The 16,596-nt window shown below is 72.8% G+C and carries 16 protein-coding genes; 11 read left to right on the plus strand and 5 right to left on the minus strand.

The features are described 5' to 3' along the window. Both ACWC5O_RS27075 and ACWC5O_RS27080 read right to left on the minus strand, forming a co-directional pair. Positions 1–227, minus strand: a 227-nt coding sequence (locus ACWC5O_RS27075; RefSeq protein WP_450781091.1) for an acetyl-coenzyme A synthetase N-terminal domain-containing protein, incomplete at its 3' end; no start/stop codon positions are given. Positions 228–300: 73 nt separating this feature from the next. Then, positions 301–2,616, minus strand: coding sequence for a bifunctional SulP family inorganic anion transporter/carbonic anhydrase (locus ACWC5O_RS27080; RefSeq protein ID WP_450589672.1), 2,316 nt, complete (start codon positions 2,614–2,616; stop codon positions 301–303). A 335-nt stretch (positions 2,617–2,951) separates the two neighbouring features. On the opposite strand from ACWC5O_RS27080, the gene ACWC5O_RS27085 reads away from it, so the two are divergent. Next, positions 2,952–4,214, plus strand: coding sequence for a hypothetical protein (locus ACWC5O_RS27085; protein WP_450589673.1), 1,263 nt, complete (start codon positions 2,952–2,954; stop codon positions 4,212–4,214). Between the two features lie 3 nt (positions 4,215–4,217). On the opposite strand, the gene ACWC5O_RS27090 is transcribed toward ACWC5O_RS27085, so the two are convergent. Then, entirely contained in the window at positions 4,218–5,198 is a 981-nt protein-coding gene (locus ACWC5O_RS27090; protein ID WP_450589674.1) for an ATP-binding protein, read from the minus strand. A gap of 100 nt (positions 5,199–5,298) precedes the next feature. Between ACWC5O_RS27090 and ACWC5O_RS27095 the strand changes: the two genes are divergently transcribed. Next, positions 5,299–6,123, plus strand: coding sequence for an oxidoreductase (locus ACWC5O_RS27095; RefSeq protein ID WP_450589675.1), 825 nt, complete (start codon positions 5,299–5,301; stop codon positions 6,121–6,123). Positions 6,124–6,454: 331 nt separating this feature from the next. Here ACWC5O_RS27095 and ACWC5O_RS27100 read toward each other — a convergent pair whose 3' ends face one another. Continuing rightward, on the minus strand, positions 6,455–7,288 hold the full coding sequence (locus tag ACWC5O_RS27100) for an HAD family hydrolase (protein ID WP_450589676.1): 834 nt from the start codon (positions 7,286–7,288) through the stop codon (positions 6,455–6,457). A 581-nt stretch (positions 7,289–7,869) separates the two neighbouring features. Here ACWC5O_RS27100 and ssd point away from each other — a divergent pair. From ssd to ACWC5O_RS27135, 7 genes are all read left to right on the plus strand, one after another. Next, positions 7,870–8,973, plus strand: coding sequence for a septum site-determining protein Ssd (gene ssd / locus ACWC5O_RS27105; protein ID WP_450589677.1), 1,104 nt, complete (start codon positions 7,870–7,872; stop codon positions 8,971–8,973). Then, entirely contained in the window at positions 8,970–10,175 is a 1,206-nt protein-coding gene (locus ACWC5O_RS27110; RefSeq protein WP_450589678.1) for a TadA family conjugal transfer-associated ATPase, read from the plus strand. Before ssd ends, ACWC5O_RS27110 begins: the two co-directional genes overlap by 4 nt. A 7-nt stretch (positions 10,176–10,182) precedes the next feature. Next, positions 10,183–11,028 carry a type II secretion system F family protein gene (locus tag ACWC5O_RS27115; RefSeq protein WP_450589778.1) on the plus strand — a complete coding sequence of 282 codons (846 nt, stop codon included), beginning with the start codon at positions 10,183–10,185 and terminating at the stop codon, positions 11,026–11,028. Continuing rightward, positions 11,025–11,810 carry a type II secretion system F family protein gene (locus ACWC5O_RS27120; RefSeq protein WP_450589679.1) on the plus strand — a complete coding sequence of 262 codons (786 nt, stop codon included), beginning with the start codon at positions 11,025–11,027 and terminating at the stop codon, positions 11,808–11,810. The genes ACWC5O_RS27115 and ACWC5O_RS27120 overlap by 4 nt, the downstream gene beginning before the upstream one ends. A 69-nt stretch (positions 11,811–11,879) precedes the next feature. Continuing rightward, entirely contained in the window at positions 11,880–12,092 is a 213-nt protein-coding gene (locus tag ACWC5O_RS27125) for a DUF4244 domain-containing protein (RefSeq protein ID WP_450589779.1), read from the plus strand. Beyond that, positions 12,079–12,477 carry a TadE family type IV pilus minor pilin gene (locus tag ACWC5O_RS27130; protein WP_450589680.1) on the plus strand — a complete coding sequence of 133 codons (399 nt, stop codon included), beginning with the start codon at positions 12,079–12,081 and terminating at the stop codon, positions 12,475–12,477. The genes ACWC5O_RS27125 and ACWC5O_RS27130 overlap by 14 nt, the downstream gene beginning before the upstream one ends. A gap of 122 nt (positions 12,478–12,599) precedes the next feature. Beyond that, entirely contained in the window at positions 12,600–12,983 is a 384-nt protein-coding gene (locus ACWC5O_RS27135; protein WP_450589780.1) for an Rv3654c family TadE-like protein, read from the plus strand. Here the strand turns inward: ACWC5O_RS27135 and ACWC5O_RS27140 are convergent. Continuing rightward, a complete protein-coding gene (locus ACWC5O_RS27140) occupies positions 12,934–15,321 on the minus strand; it encodes a DEAD/DEAH box helicase (protein WP_450589681.1) in 2,388 nt (795 codons plus the stop codon). The two genes, ACWC5O_RS27135 and ACWC5O_RS27140, sit on opposite strands and share 50 nt — an antisense overlap. Positions 15,322–15,482: 161 nt before the next feature. Here ACWC5O_RS27140 and bldG point away from each other — a divergent pair, with 161 nt between their 5' ends. Then, positions 15,483–15,824: an anti-sigma factor antagonist BldG gene (gene bldG, locus ACWC5O_RS27145; protein ID WP_010986038.1), complete on the plus strand. Its 342-nt coding sequence runs from the start codon at positions 15,483–15,485 to the stop codon at positions 15,822–15,824. Between the two features lie 156 nt (positions 15,825–15,980). Continuing rightward, positions 15,981–16,418, plus strand: a complete 438-nt coding sequence (locus ACWC5O_RS27150) for an ATP-binding protein (protein WP_450589682.1) — start codon at positions 15,981–15,983, stop codon at positions 16,416–16,418. Positions 16,419–16,596 lie beyond the last annotated feature (178 nt).

The raw sequence follows: 16,596 nt of genomic DNA on the forward strand, positions 1-16,596 counted from the left end.
TCCAGCGTCTCGGTCGGCTCCTTGGCCCAGGTCAGCCGACGGGCCTGCTCGGCCCAGAAGCCGAGCCTGTCAGCCTTGGCCTGCTCGTACGCCTCTGCCGTGACGTTGGCGTGCGCGGCCAGGTCAGCCGGCGGCGCGAAGCGTCGCTCCTCCTTCAAGAGGTTGGCCAGGCTTTCGTTGCTCACGACATCTCCCTTTCCCAGGGTGTCCGTTGTGTCCCAGGCCACAGCTCATCAGACGCGGGGGGCCGATGACAAGGGTCGACGGCAAAATTGGTTTAGACCTGTTGAGGGTGACCGGTCACACCGGACTGCGCAGCTCCTCCACTGCGCTCCCGTCGTCTCTCACGTCCTCGAACACCTTCCCGGTCCGGCCGAGCAGATACGCCTGCGCCTCGCCCACGTGGAAGTACATCCCGTGCAGCTCCAGCGCACCGGCCGCCAGGGCTCGCGCGACCGAGTCGTGCGCCCGCAGATGCTCCAACTGCTGAACAACGTTGGTCAGGCACAGCTGCTCCACCGCGTCGGCGGTCGCCCGCCCGGCCAGCCGGGGCCGGGCGCGGCGGTCGCAGGCCATCCGCGCCAGGCTCGGCAGCCCGTGCCTGAGCCACCGCTTCAGCGGGGTCTGCGGCTCCCCGGGCTCGGCGCTCAGCAGCGCCTGCATCGCCCCGCACCCGGAGTGCCCGCACACCGTGATGGACCGCACCCCGAGCACCTCCACCGCGTACTCGATCGCGGCCGCCACCGAGTCGTCCCCGTGCTCCTCGCCCGGCGGCGGCACCAGGTTGCCCACGTTGCGGACGACGAACAGGTCGCCGGGACCACTGGAGGTGATCATCGACGTGACGAGCCGGGAGTCGGCACAGGTGAGGAAGAGCTGCGCGGGCCGCTGCCCCTCCCGCGCCAGCCGCGCCAGCTCCGCCCGCACCAGCGGGGCGGTGTTGCGCTGGAACGAGCTGATGCCACGGGCCAGTTCCTGGGCCGCCGGGGCGGCGGAGGCCGAGGGGGTCCCGGCGAAGCAGGTCTGGTGGTTGCGCCAGGGCGTCCAGGGCCGGCACCGGCACACCGCGGACGGGGCCGGGTCGGCGGTCCGGACTCCGCTGCGCCGGCCCGCCAGCTCGGCGGAACCGCCCCGCGCGGTGTGGGCGCTCTGCCAGTCCTGCAGTGACTCGTACGCCGCGTGGTCCATGAACGACCCGTCCAACTCCACGACGGCGTGGGCGCCTTGGGGTACGAGATGCAGGGCTCTGCTGAGCCGGGGCACCGCGAGGAACGTCAGCTGGCCTCGTACATGTACGTGATGGACTCCTTCCTTCTCCTCATGCGTGATACGGGTGCGGGCGAGGCGGTGCAGGGCGAGGGCGACCGCCACGGCGACCCCGAGGGCCACGCCCTCCAGGACCCCGAGGAACACCACGCCGAGTGTGGTGGCGGCGTACACCAGCACTTCGCGGTGGCGGGTCACCGTGCGGATGTGGTGCAGGGACACCATCTGGATGCCGACGGCCATCACCAGGGCGGCGAGCGAGGCGAGCGGGATCTGCTCCAGGAACGGGACCATCAGCAGCGCGGCGACTACTACGAAAACGCCGTGCAGCATCGTGGAGTTCCGGCTCACGGCACCAGATTTCACATTCGCCGAACTCCGCACGGCCACCCCCGCGACGGGCAGTCCGCCGAGCGCCCCGGAGACGATGTTGGCGGTGCCCTGGCCGAGCAGCTCGCGGTCGAGGTCCGAGCGCCCGACGTGGGCCTGGGGTCCGGGCCGGGCGGCGACCAGCTTGTCCACGGCGACCGCGCCGAGCAGTGACTGCACGCTGCACACCAGGGTGGTGGTGAGCACGGCCGCGGCGATGCCGAGCACCGGGCCCTCGGGCAGCCCGGCCAGGGCGTGGCTGCTCCAGGACGGCAGGCCGACCCGGGGCAGGGTCAGCCCGGTCAGCGCGGCGGTGGCGGTGGCCCCGGCCACGGCGACCAGGGCGGCCGGGACCCTGCGCAGCAAGCGGCCGGCGCGGCCGGGGACGCGCGGCCAGGTCAGCAGCAGGGTCAGGGTCAGCGCGCTCATCGAGACGGCGGCCGGGTGCAGGTCGGCCAACTGGGCGGGCAGGGCCCGCAGGTTGGCGAGGACGGAACTGTCGGGGCTGCCGCCGAGGACGATGTGCAGCTGGGCCACGGCGATGGTGACGCCGATGCCGGCGAGCATGCCGTGCACCACGGCGGGACTGACGGCGAGTGCGCCGCGGGCCACACGCAGACAGCCGAGGCCCAGTTGGGCGAGCCCGGCGAGGACGGTGATACCGCAGGTGGCCTGCCAGCCGTAGCGGTGGATCAGGTCGGCGGTGACCACCGTGAGGCCGGCAGCGGGGCCGCTGACCTGCAGCGGGCTGCCGCCGAGCCGGCCGGCGACGAGTCCGCCGACGGCGGCGGCGACCAGGCCGGCCTGGAGCGGGGCACCGGTGGCGAGGGCGATGCCGAGGGACAGGGGCAGGGCGATCAGGAAGACCGCGACGGACGCGGACAGATCGGCGCCCTCGACGAGGAAGCGGCGGCGCGGGGTGGGTGGGGGGCTGTGCGGCGGGTGGGGGTGGTGGGTGCGAGGGGGCGCGCAGGCTGACATGGTCCCGTCTCCTCCGGGTGGCGCGGTCGCGGACTGGGGGGTGCCCCGCGGGGCGGGGGCTCGGTCGCGGCCATGGGGTCACGGCGTGCAGCGGCGGGATGAAATCAACGCTTAGTAAATGAATCGTAATGCTGAGTAAAGGGCGCGCATAGCTTTTCGGGGCAAATGGCGCATTAGGTCACTCCAGCGAGTGAAGCGAGCATTTCATCGGCTTGTCGTACTAATTCCTTCTCGGCCTCGTGCGACCTTGGCGGCGCTGTCGGCACAACCCGGCACATCACCGCAAAACGCGCTCGCCAGCGTTTGTCCGAGAGAAGGAAGAAGGTGGGCGGAACATGGCCGCCAACCAGAGGATCGCCGCCGGCGCCATGGTCGCCGCGGCGTGTGCCGCCTCGCTCGCGGGTTGCGCGAGTTCCAGCGGCTCGAAGGAAGGCTCGTCCGGCCCGCAGAAGGGAGCGCCGGCGCCCAACAGTGTGCTCCGTCTGATCGGCGACGGGTCCACCGCGTTCACCGGTGCGCAACCGCACCTGCCCAGCCCCGAGCGGCTGAAGCCCGGTCAAAAGCCCCCGCAGTTCGTGGTGTTCTCGTGGGACGGCGCGGGTGAGGACAGCCAGAAGCTGTTCTCCCACTTCCGCAAGGTCGCCAAGGAGAACCACGCGACGATGACGTACTTCCTCAGCGGCGTGTACATGCTGCCGGAGGAGAAGCGCGACCTCTACCGGCCTCCGCAGCACTCGCCGGGCAGCTCGGAGATCGGCTTCAACGACGAGCAGGGCATCGCCGACACCCTCAAGCAGGTGCGGCTCGCCTGGCTGGAGGGCAACGAGATCGGCACCCACTTCAACGGCCACTTCTGCGGCCCCGACGGCGGGGTCGGGGAGTGGTCGGTGAAGGAGTGGAAGAGCGAGATCGCCCAGGCCAAGGAGTTCGTGAAGACCTGGAAGACCAACACCGCCATGAAGAATGTGGCCCCGCTGCCCTTCGACTACGACAAGGAGCTGATCGGCGCCCGCACCCCCTGTCTGGAAGGGCAGAAGAACTTCATGAAGGCGGCCCGCCAGTTGGGCTTCCGCTACGACTCCAGCGGAGTCGACGACCAGGTCTGGCCCAAGAAGAAGGAGGGCCTGTGGGACGTGTCGATGCAGCTCGTCCCCTTCCCCGGGCACACCTATGAGCAACTGACCATGGACTACAACTTCATGGTCAACCAGTCCGGCACGCAGACCCAGGGCGACCCCGACATGTACGACTACTGGGGCGACCAGATGCGTGACGGCCTGCTCAAGGGCTTCTACCGGGCCTACGACGGCAACCGCGCGCCCCTGATCATCGGCAACCACTTCGAGTCCTGGAACGGCGGCACCTACATGCGGGCCGTCGACGAGGTGGTGAAGGAGGTGTGCAACAAGGCCGAGGTGCGCTGTGTCTCCTTCCGTCAGCTCGTCGACTGGCTGGACGCCCAGGATCCGCAGACGCTGGCGAAGCTGCGCACCCTGGAGGTGGGTCAGGCGCCCCGGCAGGGCTGGGCGTCCTTCCTCTCCGGGCATCCGGCCCCGGCGCCGAAGGGCGTCCCCGGGGCGCCGGCGGTCAAGCAGTAGGCGTCAGGCGGGAGTTGCCACGCTCTCGCCGAGCACGAACCCGGGGTCGACCTGCGCCGCCAGGTCGACCCCGGTCCGCTCGTTGCCCCACGCCTCGGCGTTCCTCAGGTGGAAGTGCACCATCTGGCGCGTGTAGCGCTCCCAGTCGCGCCGCTCGTACGTGGCGTCGGCGGCGGCCCGGAGGGCCTGCAGGGCGCGGGAGTTGGCCTCCTCCAGGAGGTCGAACCGGGGCGGACGGCCCTTCTCCATGGCGCGCACCCAGTCGGAGTGCCCGACCGTGACGAGCAGGTCGTCGCCGACCTCCGCGCGCAGGAAGTCGATGTCGTCCGGTGCCTGGACCTTGTTGCCCACGACCTTCAACGCGACGCCGAAGTCACGGGCGTACTCCTTGTACTGGCGGTAGACGGAGACCCCCTTCCGGGTCGGCTCGGCGACGAGGAACGTCATGTCGAAGCGGGTGAACATGCCCGAGGCGAAGGAGTCCGAACCCGCCGTCATGTCGACCACGACGTACTCGTCGGGGCCGTCGACGAGGTGGTTCAGGAAGAGCTCCACCGCTCCCGTCTTGGAGTGGTAGCAGGCGACCCCCAGGTCGGCGTCCGTGAAGGGGCCGGTGACCATCAAACGGGCGGCGCCGCCGTCGAGTTCCACCGGGCGCGCGCAGGCGTCGTACACCGGGTTGGGCTCCCGCACCCGGACCAGCCGTGAGCCCTCGCCGGGCGGGGTCGTCTTGATCATCGTCGCGGTGGAGGCGATGCGCGGGTTGGAGCCGCGCAGGTGGTCCTTGATCAGCGGCAGCCGTTCGCCCATGGCGGGCAGCGCGGCCGCCTCCGCCTCCTCGAGGCCGAGCGCGGGGCCGAGGTGCTGGTTGATGTCCGCGTCGATGGCGACCACCGGGGCGCCGGCGGCCACGAGGTGGCGGATGAAGAGGGAGGAGAGCGTGGTCTTGCCGCTGCCGCCCTTCCCGACGAAAGCAATTTTCATGTTCACCAAGAGTAGTCAGGCGATAGCTGTATGTGTCAGTCGGAGTGAAGAAGACCACTCCTTCGTGGGGCGGGGGGCCGGGGTGCGTAGTGTCGTACTCATGAGTACGACAGGCGCGACCGCCGATCCGCTCGCGGCCCTGGGCTCGCTGCCCGGTGTGGCCGAGTCCGTGGAGTCCGTGCGCAAAGCCGTGGACCGGGTCTACGGGCACCGGGTCATGCGGCGCCGCAGCAACGAGATCACCTCCGAGGCCGCGCTGCGCGGCGCCCGCGGATCGGCGGCGCTGTCCGGCGCCGACTGGGCCCTGGAGGAGGTGCGGCGGCGCACCGACTTCAGTGCCGACGCCGAGGCGCGCGTCGTGGGCGCGGCGCTGCGGCTGACGGCCGAGGCGGGCCAGCTGCTGTCCATCTGGCGGCAGTCGCCCCTCAGGGTGCTGGCCCGGCTGCATCTGGTGGCTGCCGCGGACAAGGGTGACGAGGTCGGACGGCCGCGCCAGGCGGGCGAGCCGGTCGACGAGCCGCTGATGGAGCTGCCGCTGCCGGACGCCCAGGAGGTGTCCGGGCGGCTGGAGGGCCTGGCGGACCTGATCATCGCGGGGACCTCCGCGCCCGCGCTGGTGACGGCCGCCGTGGTGCACGGCGAACTGCTCGCGCTGCGGCCTTTCACCTCGCACAACGGCCTGGTCGCGCGCGCGGCCGAGCGGATCGTCCTGATCGGCAGCGGTCTCGACCCGAAGGCGGTCTGTCCGGCCGAGGTGGGCCACGCCGAACTGGGCCGCGCCTCCTACCTCGCCGCGCTGGACGGGTACGTCTCCGGCACCCCCGAGGGCATGGCGGCCTGGGTCGCCCACTGCGGCCGGGCGGTCGAGCTGGGCGTACGCGAGTCCACCGCGGTGTGCGAGGCGCTGCAGCGCGGGGCGGCCTGAGAAAACCTCCCGGACACGGGTTGCGGCGGTACGAGTTCTCGTACCGCCGCTGGCATGTTCACCGGGTTACCAAGCGTCCTCGATATGTCGCCCATCAGGTCGGGAACTTTGCCCGTCACCTGGTGCGGCTGGCCCGTAATCGACGGGTCGACGTCGCGTGGGTGCCCAATGTTCATACGCGGTCCGTGGGGCCAAGTGCGTAGCGGTAGGTGATCCTCTCGGATGTCCTTTGGTCACGCGGGCCGTTGAGTCCTTTGTACTGCGCCCCCGGAGCAAGCGGAACCCCCGCCCGCACTTCTTTACTTTAGGGTTCAAACGGGGTGGGGATCGGTCAGGATGCGACGCCGCGGCGCCGGCTGGCGTACCAGACGAGGCCGGCGGTGGCGGCCGCCGCTCCTATGGCCGCCGCCGCGACCAGGGCCGGGCGCGGCGGTACGGAGAACGTGGGCAGCCGCTGCTTGAGCCGGACCGGCCGGCGGAACTCCAGGACCGGCCATCCACGCGCGACGGCCTCGCGGCGCAGCGCACGGTCCGGGTTCACGGCGTGCGCGTGCCCGACCGCCCGGAGCATCGGCAGATCGGTCACGGAGTCGCTGTAGGCGTAGCAGCGGTCGAGGTCGTACCCCTCGGACGCGGCCAGCTCCCTGATCGCCTCGGCCTTGGTCGGGCCGTAGGCGTAGTACTCCACCTCGCCGGTGAAGCAGCCGTCCTCGCCGACGACCATGCGCGTGGCCACCACCCGGTCGGCGCCGAGCAACTCGCCGATCGGCTCGACCACCTCGGCGCCCGAGGTGGACACGATGACGACATCGCGGCCGGCCGTGTGGTGCTCCTCGATGAGGGAGGCGGCCTCGTCATAGATGATCGGGTCGATCAGGTCGTGCAGGGTCTCGGCGACGATCTCCTTCACCTGCTGGACGTTCCAGCCGCGGCACAGTGCGGACAGATGCTCGCGCATGCGCTCCATCTGGTCGTGGTCGAGGCCGCCGACCAGGAAGACGAACTGGGCGTACGCGGTACGCAGTGCGGCCCTGCGGTTGATCAGACCGCCCTGGTAGAACGACTTGCTGAAGGTGAGCACGCTCGACTTCGCAATGACCGTCTTGTCCAGGTCAAAGAAGGCTGCTGCGCGGGGCAAGGAGTGGTTTTCCACGTCCCTGAGCATAGGCGCCCACCATTCGGCGTAAGGTGGGGCGCGTGGGTTTGCCTGAGAGGGCTCTCGGGTACACCATGGAAGTCACGGATCGTTCGCGACCGTGCTAACCCGGTCCGACTCCTCCCCCCCCGAGTCGGCCGTGGGGACGACCCCCGCTCTCCCCCCCGGCGGGGGTCGTCGCATGTCCGGGCGGGTTTTCTTTTTCCTTCAACGGTCGCGAGGCCGGTAGTGGGCGGCGCGGGCCGCCCCTTTGTCATACCCGCGTTCCGTTACTCACGGTAATCGCATTGCTGCTCTGTGGAAGTCGTACGGGGGCCAGTACAGGGGTCACCGGTGTGGGTGACGGCGATATTCACAACCGCTGAGTTGTCCACGGTTTTCGACCAAGATCCACACGATTTCCCGGTTCGTTGCACCGTGATTCCCACGCGCTCCGACGGCGGCGAGTTCATGGCCGGTTCTGATTGCCGGGGCGCGTATGGCCGGTTCCTATCGGCCGTTCATATGGAGGCCGGTTGCCGGTTCTTCACATCTTTGGGAATCGCGGGGCGCAGAGGCTGCGCGCAAGACACAGCGAAGGGGGACCACACGTGACCGGAACCGTCACCCACGACCCGCCCGCCACCGGAGGCCGGCCGGGACGGCCGCTCATCGTCACCGAGGACGCCGAACTGCTCGACGATCTGCTGCGCCTGTGCGCGGCCGCGGGCGCCACACCGGAGGTCCACCCGGGCGTGCCGGACCACGGCGGTGGCTGGGAAGCGGCACCGCTCGTCCTGGTCGGCGACGACGCCGCCCGCCGGGTGAGCGGGGCCGCCCGCCGGCGCGGCGTGGTGCTGGTCGGCCGCGACCAGGACGACTCCGGGGTGTGGAGAAGGGCCGTCCAGATCGGCGCCGACCACGTCCTGATGCTGCCCGACGGCGAGCAGTGGCTGGTCGACCGGATCGCCGACGTGGCCGAGGGCGTCGGCCGCCCGGCCCTCACCGTCGGGGTCATCGGCGGCCGGGGCGGGGCAGGCGCCTCCACGCTCGCCTGCGCGCTCGCCGTCACCTCCGCGCGCGAGGGACTGCGCACCCTCCTCGTGGACGCCGATCCGCTGGGTGGAGGACTCGACGTACTCCTCGGCGGCGAGAGCGCCGAGGGACTGCGCTGGCCCGCCTTCGCCGCCTCGCGCGGCCGGGTCGGTGGCGGCGCCCTGGAGGAGTCGCTGCCCGAACTGCACTCCCTGAGGGTGCTCAGCTGGGACCGCGGCGACTGCGTCGCGATCCCGCCCCAGGCCGTGCGTGCGGTGCTCGCCGCCGCCCGGCGGCGCGGCGGCACGGTCGTGGTCGACCTCCCGCGCCGCCTGGACGACGGGGTCGCCGAGGCCCTCGCCCAGCTCGACCTGGCCCTGCTCGTCGTCCCGGCCGAACTGCGCGCGGTCGCGGCCGCGGGCCAGGTGTCCTCCGCGGTCGGCATGGTCGTACGGGACCTGCGCCTGGCGGTCCGCGGGCCGTACGCGCCAGGCCTGGACGACCGCGAGGTGGCCCGGCTGCTCGGCCTGCCCCTGGCCGGCGAGGTACCCGTCGAACCGGCACTGCTGCGCCCCCAGGGCACCGCGAAACCACCCGGCGCGACCGGACGTGGCCCCCTGGCCCGCTTCTGCACCACCTTCTGGGAGCAGGCGCTGGTCGAGGCGGGAGGAGCGCGATGACGCTCCCCGGGCTGGACCGGGCCGACGGCGCGGCCCTGCTCGACGGAGTCCGCCGCCGGCTGGCCGAGAGCGGCGCCGAACCCACCCCCGCGCGCGTGGCCCAGGCGCTGCGCGAACAGGGCCGGGTGCTGGGCGACGCCGAAGTCCTCGGCGCGGCCGCGCAGTTACGGTCCGAACTCGTCGGCACCGGCCCATTGGAGCCGCTGCTCGCCGACCCGAGCGTCACCGACGTCCTGGTGTCCGCCCCGGACCGGGTGTGGGTGGACCGCGGCGGCGGCCTGGAGCGGGCCCCGGTGACCTTCCCCGACGCGGCGGCCGTACGACGCCTCGCGCAGCGGCTGGCCGCCGTGGCCGGACGCCGGCTGGACGACGCGCGGCCCTGGGCGGACGCCCGGCTGCCCGACGGGACCCGGCTCCACGCGGTGCTGCCCCCGGTGGCCGTCGGCTGCACGTGCCTGTCCCTGCGGGTGGTACGACCCCGGGCCTTCACCCTCGAGGAACTGGTCGAGGCGGGCACCGTGCCGCCCGGCGGGGACCGGATCCTGCGGGCGCTGCTGGCGGCCCGGCTGTCCTTCCTCGTCAGTGGGGGCACCGGCAGTGGCAAGACGACCCTGCTGAGCGCCCTGCTCGGCCTCGTCGGGCCTGGTGAACGGATCGTGCTCGCCGAGGACTCGGCCGAGCTGAGACCGGACCACCCGCACGTCGTAAGGCTGGAGACCCGGCCGGCGAACCAGGAGGGCGCCGGCCTGGTCACCCTGGAAGACCTCGTCCGGCAGGCGCTGCGGATGCGGCCCGACCGACTGGTCGTGGGCGAGGTGCGCGGCCCCGAGGTGGTCCACCTGCTGGCCGCGCTCAACACCGGCCACGAGGGCGGCTGCGGCACCGTGCACGCCAACACGGCCGCCGACGTACCGGCCCGCCTGGAGGCGCTCGGGACGGCGGCCGGGCTCGACCGGGCCGCGCTGCACAGCCAGTTGGCGGCCGCGCTGTCGGTGGTGCTCCACCTCGTACGGGACCGGTCCGGGCGGCGCCGGATCGCCGAGGTGCATGTGCTGGAGCGGGACGCCTCGGGACTGGTGCGGACGGTGCCGGCACTGCGGTGGGGCGCGCGGGCCTTCGCCCGGGAGTGCGGCTGGGAGCGGCTGAGGGAGCTGCTGCGCGGTGAGTTCGGGAGCGAGAGGAGCGACGGAAGTGAGCACTGAGACGGCCATGAGCGCGGCGGCGGCCTGCGTCGGGGCGGTGGCCTGGCTGTTGGGCGGGTGGCACTACGGGGTGCGGCGGGCGCGGCTGCTGCTGGCCGGCGGCGGAGTGGTGGCGACCGGGCCGCCCGCCTGGGAGCAAGCGGTGGCCGAACTGCGGCGGTTGCACGGGAGGCTGGGTGCCGAGTGGTGGTCGCTCGTGGCCGGTCTGCTGCTCGCGCTGCTGGGTTCCTCGGTGATTCCGGCCGTCGCGGGGGCGGCCGGGGTGCCGGTGCTGCGCCGGACGCGGCTGGCCCGGCAGGCCGGGCGGGCCCGGGAGGGCCGCGCGGCCGCGGTGATCGGCCTGTGCGGGGCGCTCGCCGGGGAGGTGCGTGCGGGACGGCAACCCGCTGAGGCACTGCTGCGGGCCGCGCGAGACTCCGGCGGGCTGGGGGACGCGCAGGCGGCCGTGGTCGCGGCGGCGCGGTTCGGCGGGGACGTGCCGGGCGCACTGGCCGTCGCGGCCCGCCGGCCGGGCGCCGAGGGGCTGCTGGGGCTCGCCGCCTGCTGGCGGGTGGCCGTGGACCAGGGCGCAGGACTCGCCGCCGGCCTCGACCGGCTGGACGCGGCCCTGCGCGCCGAACGGGACCAGCGGGCCGACCTGCGCGCCCAGTTGGCGGGCGCCCGGGCGACGGCACTGCTGCTCGCCGCTCTGCCCGCCCTCGGGCTGCTGCTCGGCTCGGCCATGGGCGCCGACCCGCTGCGGGTGCTGCTGCACACCGGGGCCGGGCTGGGCTGCCTGGTGGCCGGGGCGGTGTTCGAGGGGGCCGGGATCTGGTGGGCGGCGCGGATCGTACGGGGAGCTGAGGCGGTATGAGCGGGGAAGTCGTCCACAGGCTGGGGACGGCCACGGCCGCCCTGCTGGCCCTCGGCTGGGTGGTCCGGCGGCTGGGCATGACCCGGCGCCGGCGCCGGGCGCGGCGCCGGGTGGCCGAACTGCTGGCCCTGGAGACGGCCGAGTCCGGGCCGTCCTTCGAGGTCGGCGCGGTGGTTCGGCGGTGGCTGCCCGTGGCCGGAGCGGTGTGCGGTGCGTGGGTGCTGGTCGGCGGGGTCGCCGGTGCGGTCATGGGGCTCGGTGCCGCCGGGGCACTGTGGCGATGGCGGCGCCGGCAGACGCAGACGGGCCCGGCGGAGGAGATCGACACAGGCCTGGCCGCTCGCCAACTCCCCCTCGCCGCCGATCTGCTGGCGGCCTGCATCGCGGCCTGCGCCGGTCCGGTGATCGCCGCGCAGGCGGTGGGGGAGGCCCTCGGTGGACCCGTCGGGGACGCGCTGGCGCGCGGCGCGGCGGAGGTGCGGCTCGGTGGCGAACCGGCCGACGCCTGGCGGCGGTTGGCCGTGCTGCCGGGCGCCGGGGCTCTGGCCCGGCTGCTGGAGCGGGCCGACGAGTCGGGACTGCCCGCGGCGGCACCCGTCGCCCGCCTCGCCTCGGACGCGCGCGGGGAGTGGGCCCGCGACGCCACGGCCCGGGCGCGCCGGGCGGCCGTCATGGTCTCCGCGCCCGTGGGGCTGTGCTTCCTGCCCGCGTTCATCGCGATCGGCGTGCTGCCCGTGGTGATCGGACTGGCGGGCGGAGTGGTGGGAGGAGGTGGGGGCTGACGGGGCGGCACAGGGCGCAGGTGAGTCGGACATCGGACAACAGAGCTGGAACGAGGGGAGTTTGAGGTGCTGAACGTCAAGGTGCGGGACAAGGCCGTGCAGCTGTGGGCGCGCCTGCGGGAGCGGTGCCGTGGGGATGCGGGAATGGTGACCTCCGAGTACGCGATGGGGATCGTCGCCGCGGTCGGGTTCGCGTTGCTGCTCTACGAGGTCGTCACCAGCGGTCAGGTCAAGGCGGAGTTGCAGGCGATCGTGAAGCGAGCCCTCAGTGCGCGGATGTGAGCGAGGGGCGGACCGGGGGTTCGTGACCGCGGAGTCGGCCATGGTGCTGTCCGTGCTGGTGGCGTTCACCATGGCGCTGGTCTGGGCGTTGCTCGTGGTTGCGGCGCAGATCCAGTGCGTGGACGCCGCCCGCACGGGCGCCCGGGCCGCCGCCCGGCAGGACCCGGCCGACGCGGTCGTGGAGGTGACCCAGGAGGCGGCCCCGCGCGGGGCACGGGTGACCGTCGGCCGGGAGGGCGACCAGATCCACGTGACGGTGGTGGCCGAGCCACCGCTGCTGACCGGGTTGCCGTTCGAGGTACGGGAGGAGGCCGTGGCGGCGGCGGAGGACGCGGTCGGAGCGGGCCCGGGTACGGCTTCGGGGACCGGGGAGGTGCGGCCGTGAAGGGCCGGCCCGGACATGGGGACCTCGCAGGCGGGGGCGTGCAGCGCCGTCCGCGGGGCCTCCGGGGCTCGGACCGGGGGTCCGCCACCATCTGGAGCCTCGGGGCGACTGCCGTGCTCTGCGTGGTCTTCGGTGCCGTGCTGGCCCTCGGACAGGCCGTTGTCGTGCGGCATCGGGCGGCCGGCGGTGCGGATCTGGCGGCGCTCGCAGCGGCGGACCACTGGGCCGAGGGCGGTGCGCAGGCCTGTGCCCGGGCGGAGCGGGTGGCGGCCGAGCAGGGGGTCCGGTTGGTGCGGTGCGCGATCGTGGGCGAGACCTCGGACGTGACGGCGGCGTCGGGACGGGGGCCGTTCGCGGCGGAGGTCAGGGCCAGAGCGGGGCCTGCGAGGCCGGTACCGCAGGGGCCGGTGCCGTCCGCCGTGCCGGGTGAGGCAGCTGCCCCGGACGCAGCACCCCTCAGCCCTCGTCCGGCTTCTCCTCCGGCGCCCCCCGCAACAGCACCGTGAGGAGCCGTACGGCCCCCCTCTTGTGCAGCGGATCGTTGCCGTTGCCGCACTTGGGGGACTGGATGCAGGACGGGCAGCCGGAGTCGCACTCGCACGAGGCGATGGCTTCCCGGGTGGCGGTGAGCCAGGCGCGGGCGGTGTGGAAGGCGCGCTCGGCGAAGCCCGCTCCGCCGGGGTGGCCGTCGTAGACGAAGACCGTGGGCAGGAGCGTGTCGGGGTGGAGCGGCACCGACACGCCGCCGATGTCCCAGCGGTCGCAGGTCGCGAAGAGGGGCAGCAGGCCGATCGAGGCGTGCTCGGCGGCGTGCAGGGAGCCGCCGAGGATCTCCGGGCCGATCCGGGCCTCGTCCAGCTGGTCCTCGGTGACCGTCCACCACACCGCGCGCGTGCGCAGCGTACGAGGAGGGAGGTCGAGTTTCGTCTCGCCCAGCACTTCGCCCGTGATGAGTCGTCTGCGGAGGAAGGAGACCACCTGGTTGGTGACTTCGACGGAGCCGTAGCAGAGGCGGCCGGCGCCCCAGGGCACCTCGATGTCCGTCTCCAGGACGGAGATGGACGTGGTGTCGCGGGCGACCGTCGAGTAAGGCGGATCGGCCTGCTCGACCAGGGCGACCGAGTCTTCCAGGTCGAGGGAGCGGACGAGGTAGGTGCGGCCCTGGTGCAGGTGCACGGCGCCCTCGTGGACCGTGGAGTGGGCGGCGCCCGCGTCCACCGTGCCGAGCAGGCGTCCCGTGCCCTCCTCGACGACCTGCACGGGGCGTCCGCCCGCGCCCCTGATGTCGGTCAGGTCGGCGGCCCGCTCGCGGCGCGTCCAGTGCCAGGCCTTCGTCCGGCGGCGCAGCAGCTTCGCGGCCTCCAGCTGCGGCAGCAGTTCTTCGCACGCGGGGCCGAAGAGGTCCAGGTCCTCCTCGGTCAGCGGGATCTCCGCGGCGGCGGCGCACAGGTGCGGGGCGAGGACGTAGGGGTTGTCGGGGTCGAGGACGGTCGATTCCACCGGCTGGTCGAACAGGGCCTCCGGATGGTGGACGAGGAAGGTGTCCAGCGGGTCGTCGCGGGCCACCAGCACCGCCAGGGCGCCCTGCCCGGAGCGGCCCGCGCGGCCCGCCTGCTGCCACAGGGAGGCGCGCGTGCCCGGGTACCCGGCGATCACCACCGCGTCCAGGCCCGAGACGTCCACGCCCAGCTCCAGGGCCGTCGTGGCGGCGAGGCCGAGGAGTTCGCCGGAGTGCAGGGCGCGTTCCAGGGCGCGGCGCTCCTCGGGGAGGTAGCCGCCGCGGTAGGCCGCGACACGCCGGACCAGGGAGCGATCCACCTCGGCGAGCCGCTCCTGGGCGATCACCGAGATCAGCTCGGCGCCGCGCCGGGAGCGCACGAAGGCCACCGAGCGCACGCCCTGCACGGTGAGGTCGGTCAGCAGGTCGGCGGTCTCGGCGGTGGCGGTACGCCGGACGGGCGCACCCTTCTCACCGTGCAAGTCGGTGAGCGGGGGCTCCCAGAGGGCGAAGACGAGTTCCCCGCGCGGGGAGGCGTCGTCGGCGACCTCGACCACCGGCAGGCCGGTCAGCCGGCGGGCGGCGACGGCGGGCTCGGCGGCGGTCGCGGAGGCCAGCAGGAAGACGGGCGAGGCGCCGTAGCGGGCGCACAGGCGGCGCAGCCGGCGCAGCACCTGGGCGACGTGCGAGCCGAAGACGCCCCGATAGGTGTGGCACTCGTCGATGACGACGTACTCGAGCGACTTCAGGAAGGAGGACCAGCGGGGGTGGGACGGCAATATGCCCCGGTGCAGCATGTCGGGGTTGGTCAGGACGTAGTTGGCGTACTGGCGGACCCACTCGCGTTCCTCGAACGGCGTGTCGCCGTCGTACACGGCCGGGCGTACCGCCGTGCCCAGCGGTTGTGAAAGTTCCTTCACCGACCGGCACTGGTCCGCCGCGAGCGCCTTGGTGGGCGCGAGGTAGAGGGCGGTGGCACCACGGCCGTTGGGGGCCTCGGAGCCGTCCAGGAGGGCGGACAGGACGGGCATGAGGTAGGCGAGGGACTTGCCCGAGGCGGTGCCGGTGGCGACGACCACCGAGTCGCCGTCCAGGGCGTGCTCGGCGGCCAGCGCCTGGTGGGCCCAGGGGTGCTCGATGCCGCACGCCTGCACGGCCGCGATCACTTCCGGGCGAATTCGATCAGGCCAGACGGCATGCCGACCCGCGCGCGGGGGCAAGTGCTCCGTATGAGTGATGCGCGCGGAGCGGCTCGGCCCGGAGGCGAGCCGGTCCAGGACGGCGCCCGGAGACGGGCGGGACGCCGGGTTCGCCGGGGGTCGATCGGATCGGTGATTCTTGGCCATCGGCACCGAGTGTGTCACTGGCGTAGCGGACAATGGAGCCAAGGCGTCGTGCACGCCTGCGGTAAGTGATTGAATGCCATCGCGGCTGGCGATGCGTCCCGGGGGCCGCAAGCCGAGGTGCCCGAGGGGCGACCGCTCGATAGCAAGGTGCTGGAGGATCCGTGGACCTGTCCCTGTCGACCCGTACCGTCGGCGATCGTACGGTCGTCGAGGTCGGTGGCGAAATCGATGTATACACCGCGCCCAAGCTGCGCGAGCAGCTGGTCGAGCTGGTGAACGACGGGAATTTCCACCTCGTCGTCGACATGGAGGGCGTGGACTTCCTCGACTCCACCGGGCTCGGCGTGCTGGTCGGCGGCCTGAAGCGGGTGCGTGCCCATGAGGGCTCGCTGCGCCTGGTCTGCAACCAGGAGCGCATTTTGAAGATCTTCCGCATCACCGGCCTCACCAAGGTGTTCCCGATCCACACCTCGGTCGAGGAAGCGGTGGCGGCCACCGACTGACACCGGGCCGATCGCCGGGTCCGGACCGCTCATCGGTCCGGACGCCGGTCGGTCCCGCCCCGGGCCGGTGTGTCCGGGGCCCAGAAGTTCATCAGGGGGTGTGGGCTCTCGGCGCCCCGCCCCCGGATCGCACGCCCGTAGTCGCGAGGGGGATGCATGGCCACCGTCGAACTCCGCTTCAGCGCGCTGCCCGAGCACGTCCGTACGGCCCGGCTGGTGGCGGCCGCGGTGGCGCGCAGGGCCGGAGTGGACGAGGCCGTCCTCGACGAGGTCCGGCTCGCCGTTGGTGAGGCCTGCTCGCGTGCTGTCGGACTGCATCAGAGCAACGCCATCACGGCACCCGTGAAGGTCGCGCTGATCGAGGAGGAGAAAGCGTTCTCCATCGAGGTCGGCGACGAGGCCCCGCACGCCGCCCCCGCCGAGCGGGTGGCCGGCGGTGCCGCAGCCGACGCGGACGTGGAGGCGGAGGAGGACGAGATGGGCCTCGCCGTCATCAGCGGTCTCGTGGACGACGTGGAGGTCACCACGGGCGAGAACGGCGGGCTGATCCGCATGAGCTGGCCCACCGCCCCGCCGGCCGCGGCACTCGCCTGAACCCCCGCGCACAGCGCATCGAAGGGCCCTGCTGAGCAGGGCCTTTCGTGTTGCTTCCGGCGCCGTTTCCGGCGACCCTGGATTTCGTGAAGGAATTCACGATCGATAGGCCGATAATTCGATCAAGCATCAATGTGGCCGTCAATGCCTTTGAGGCATTACCACTTTCGGGTTCCCT

Source organism: Streptomyces sp. NPDC001450, from assembly GCF_053597295.1.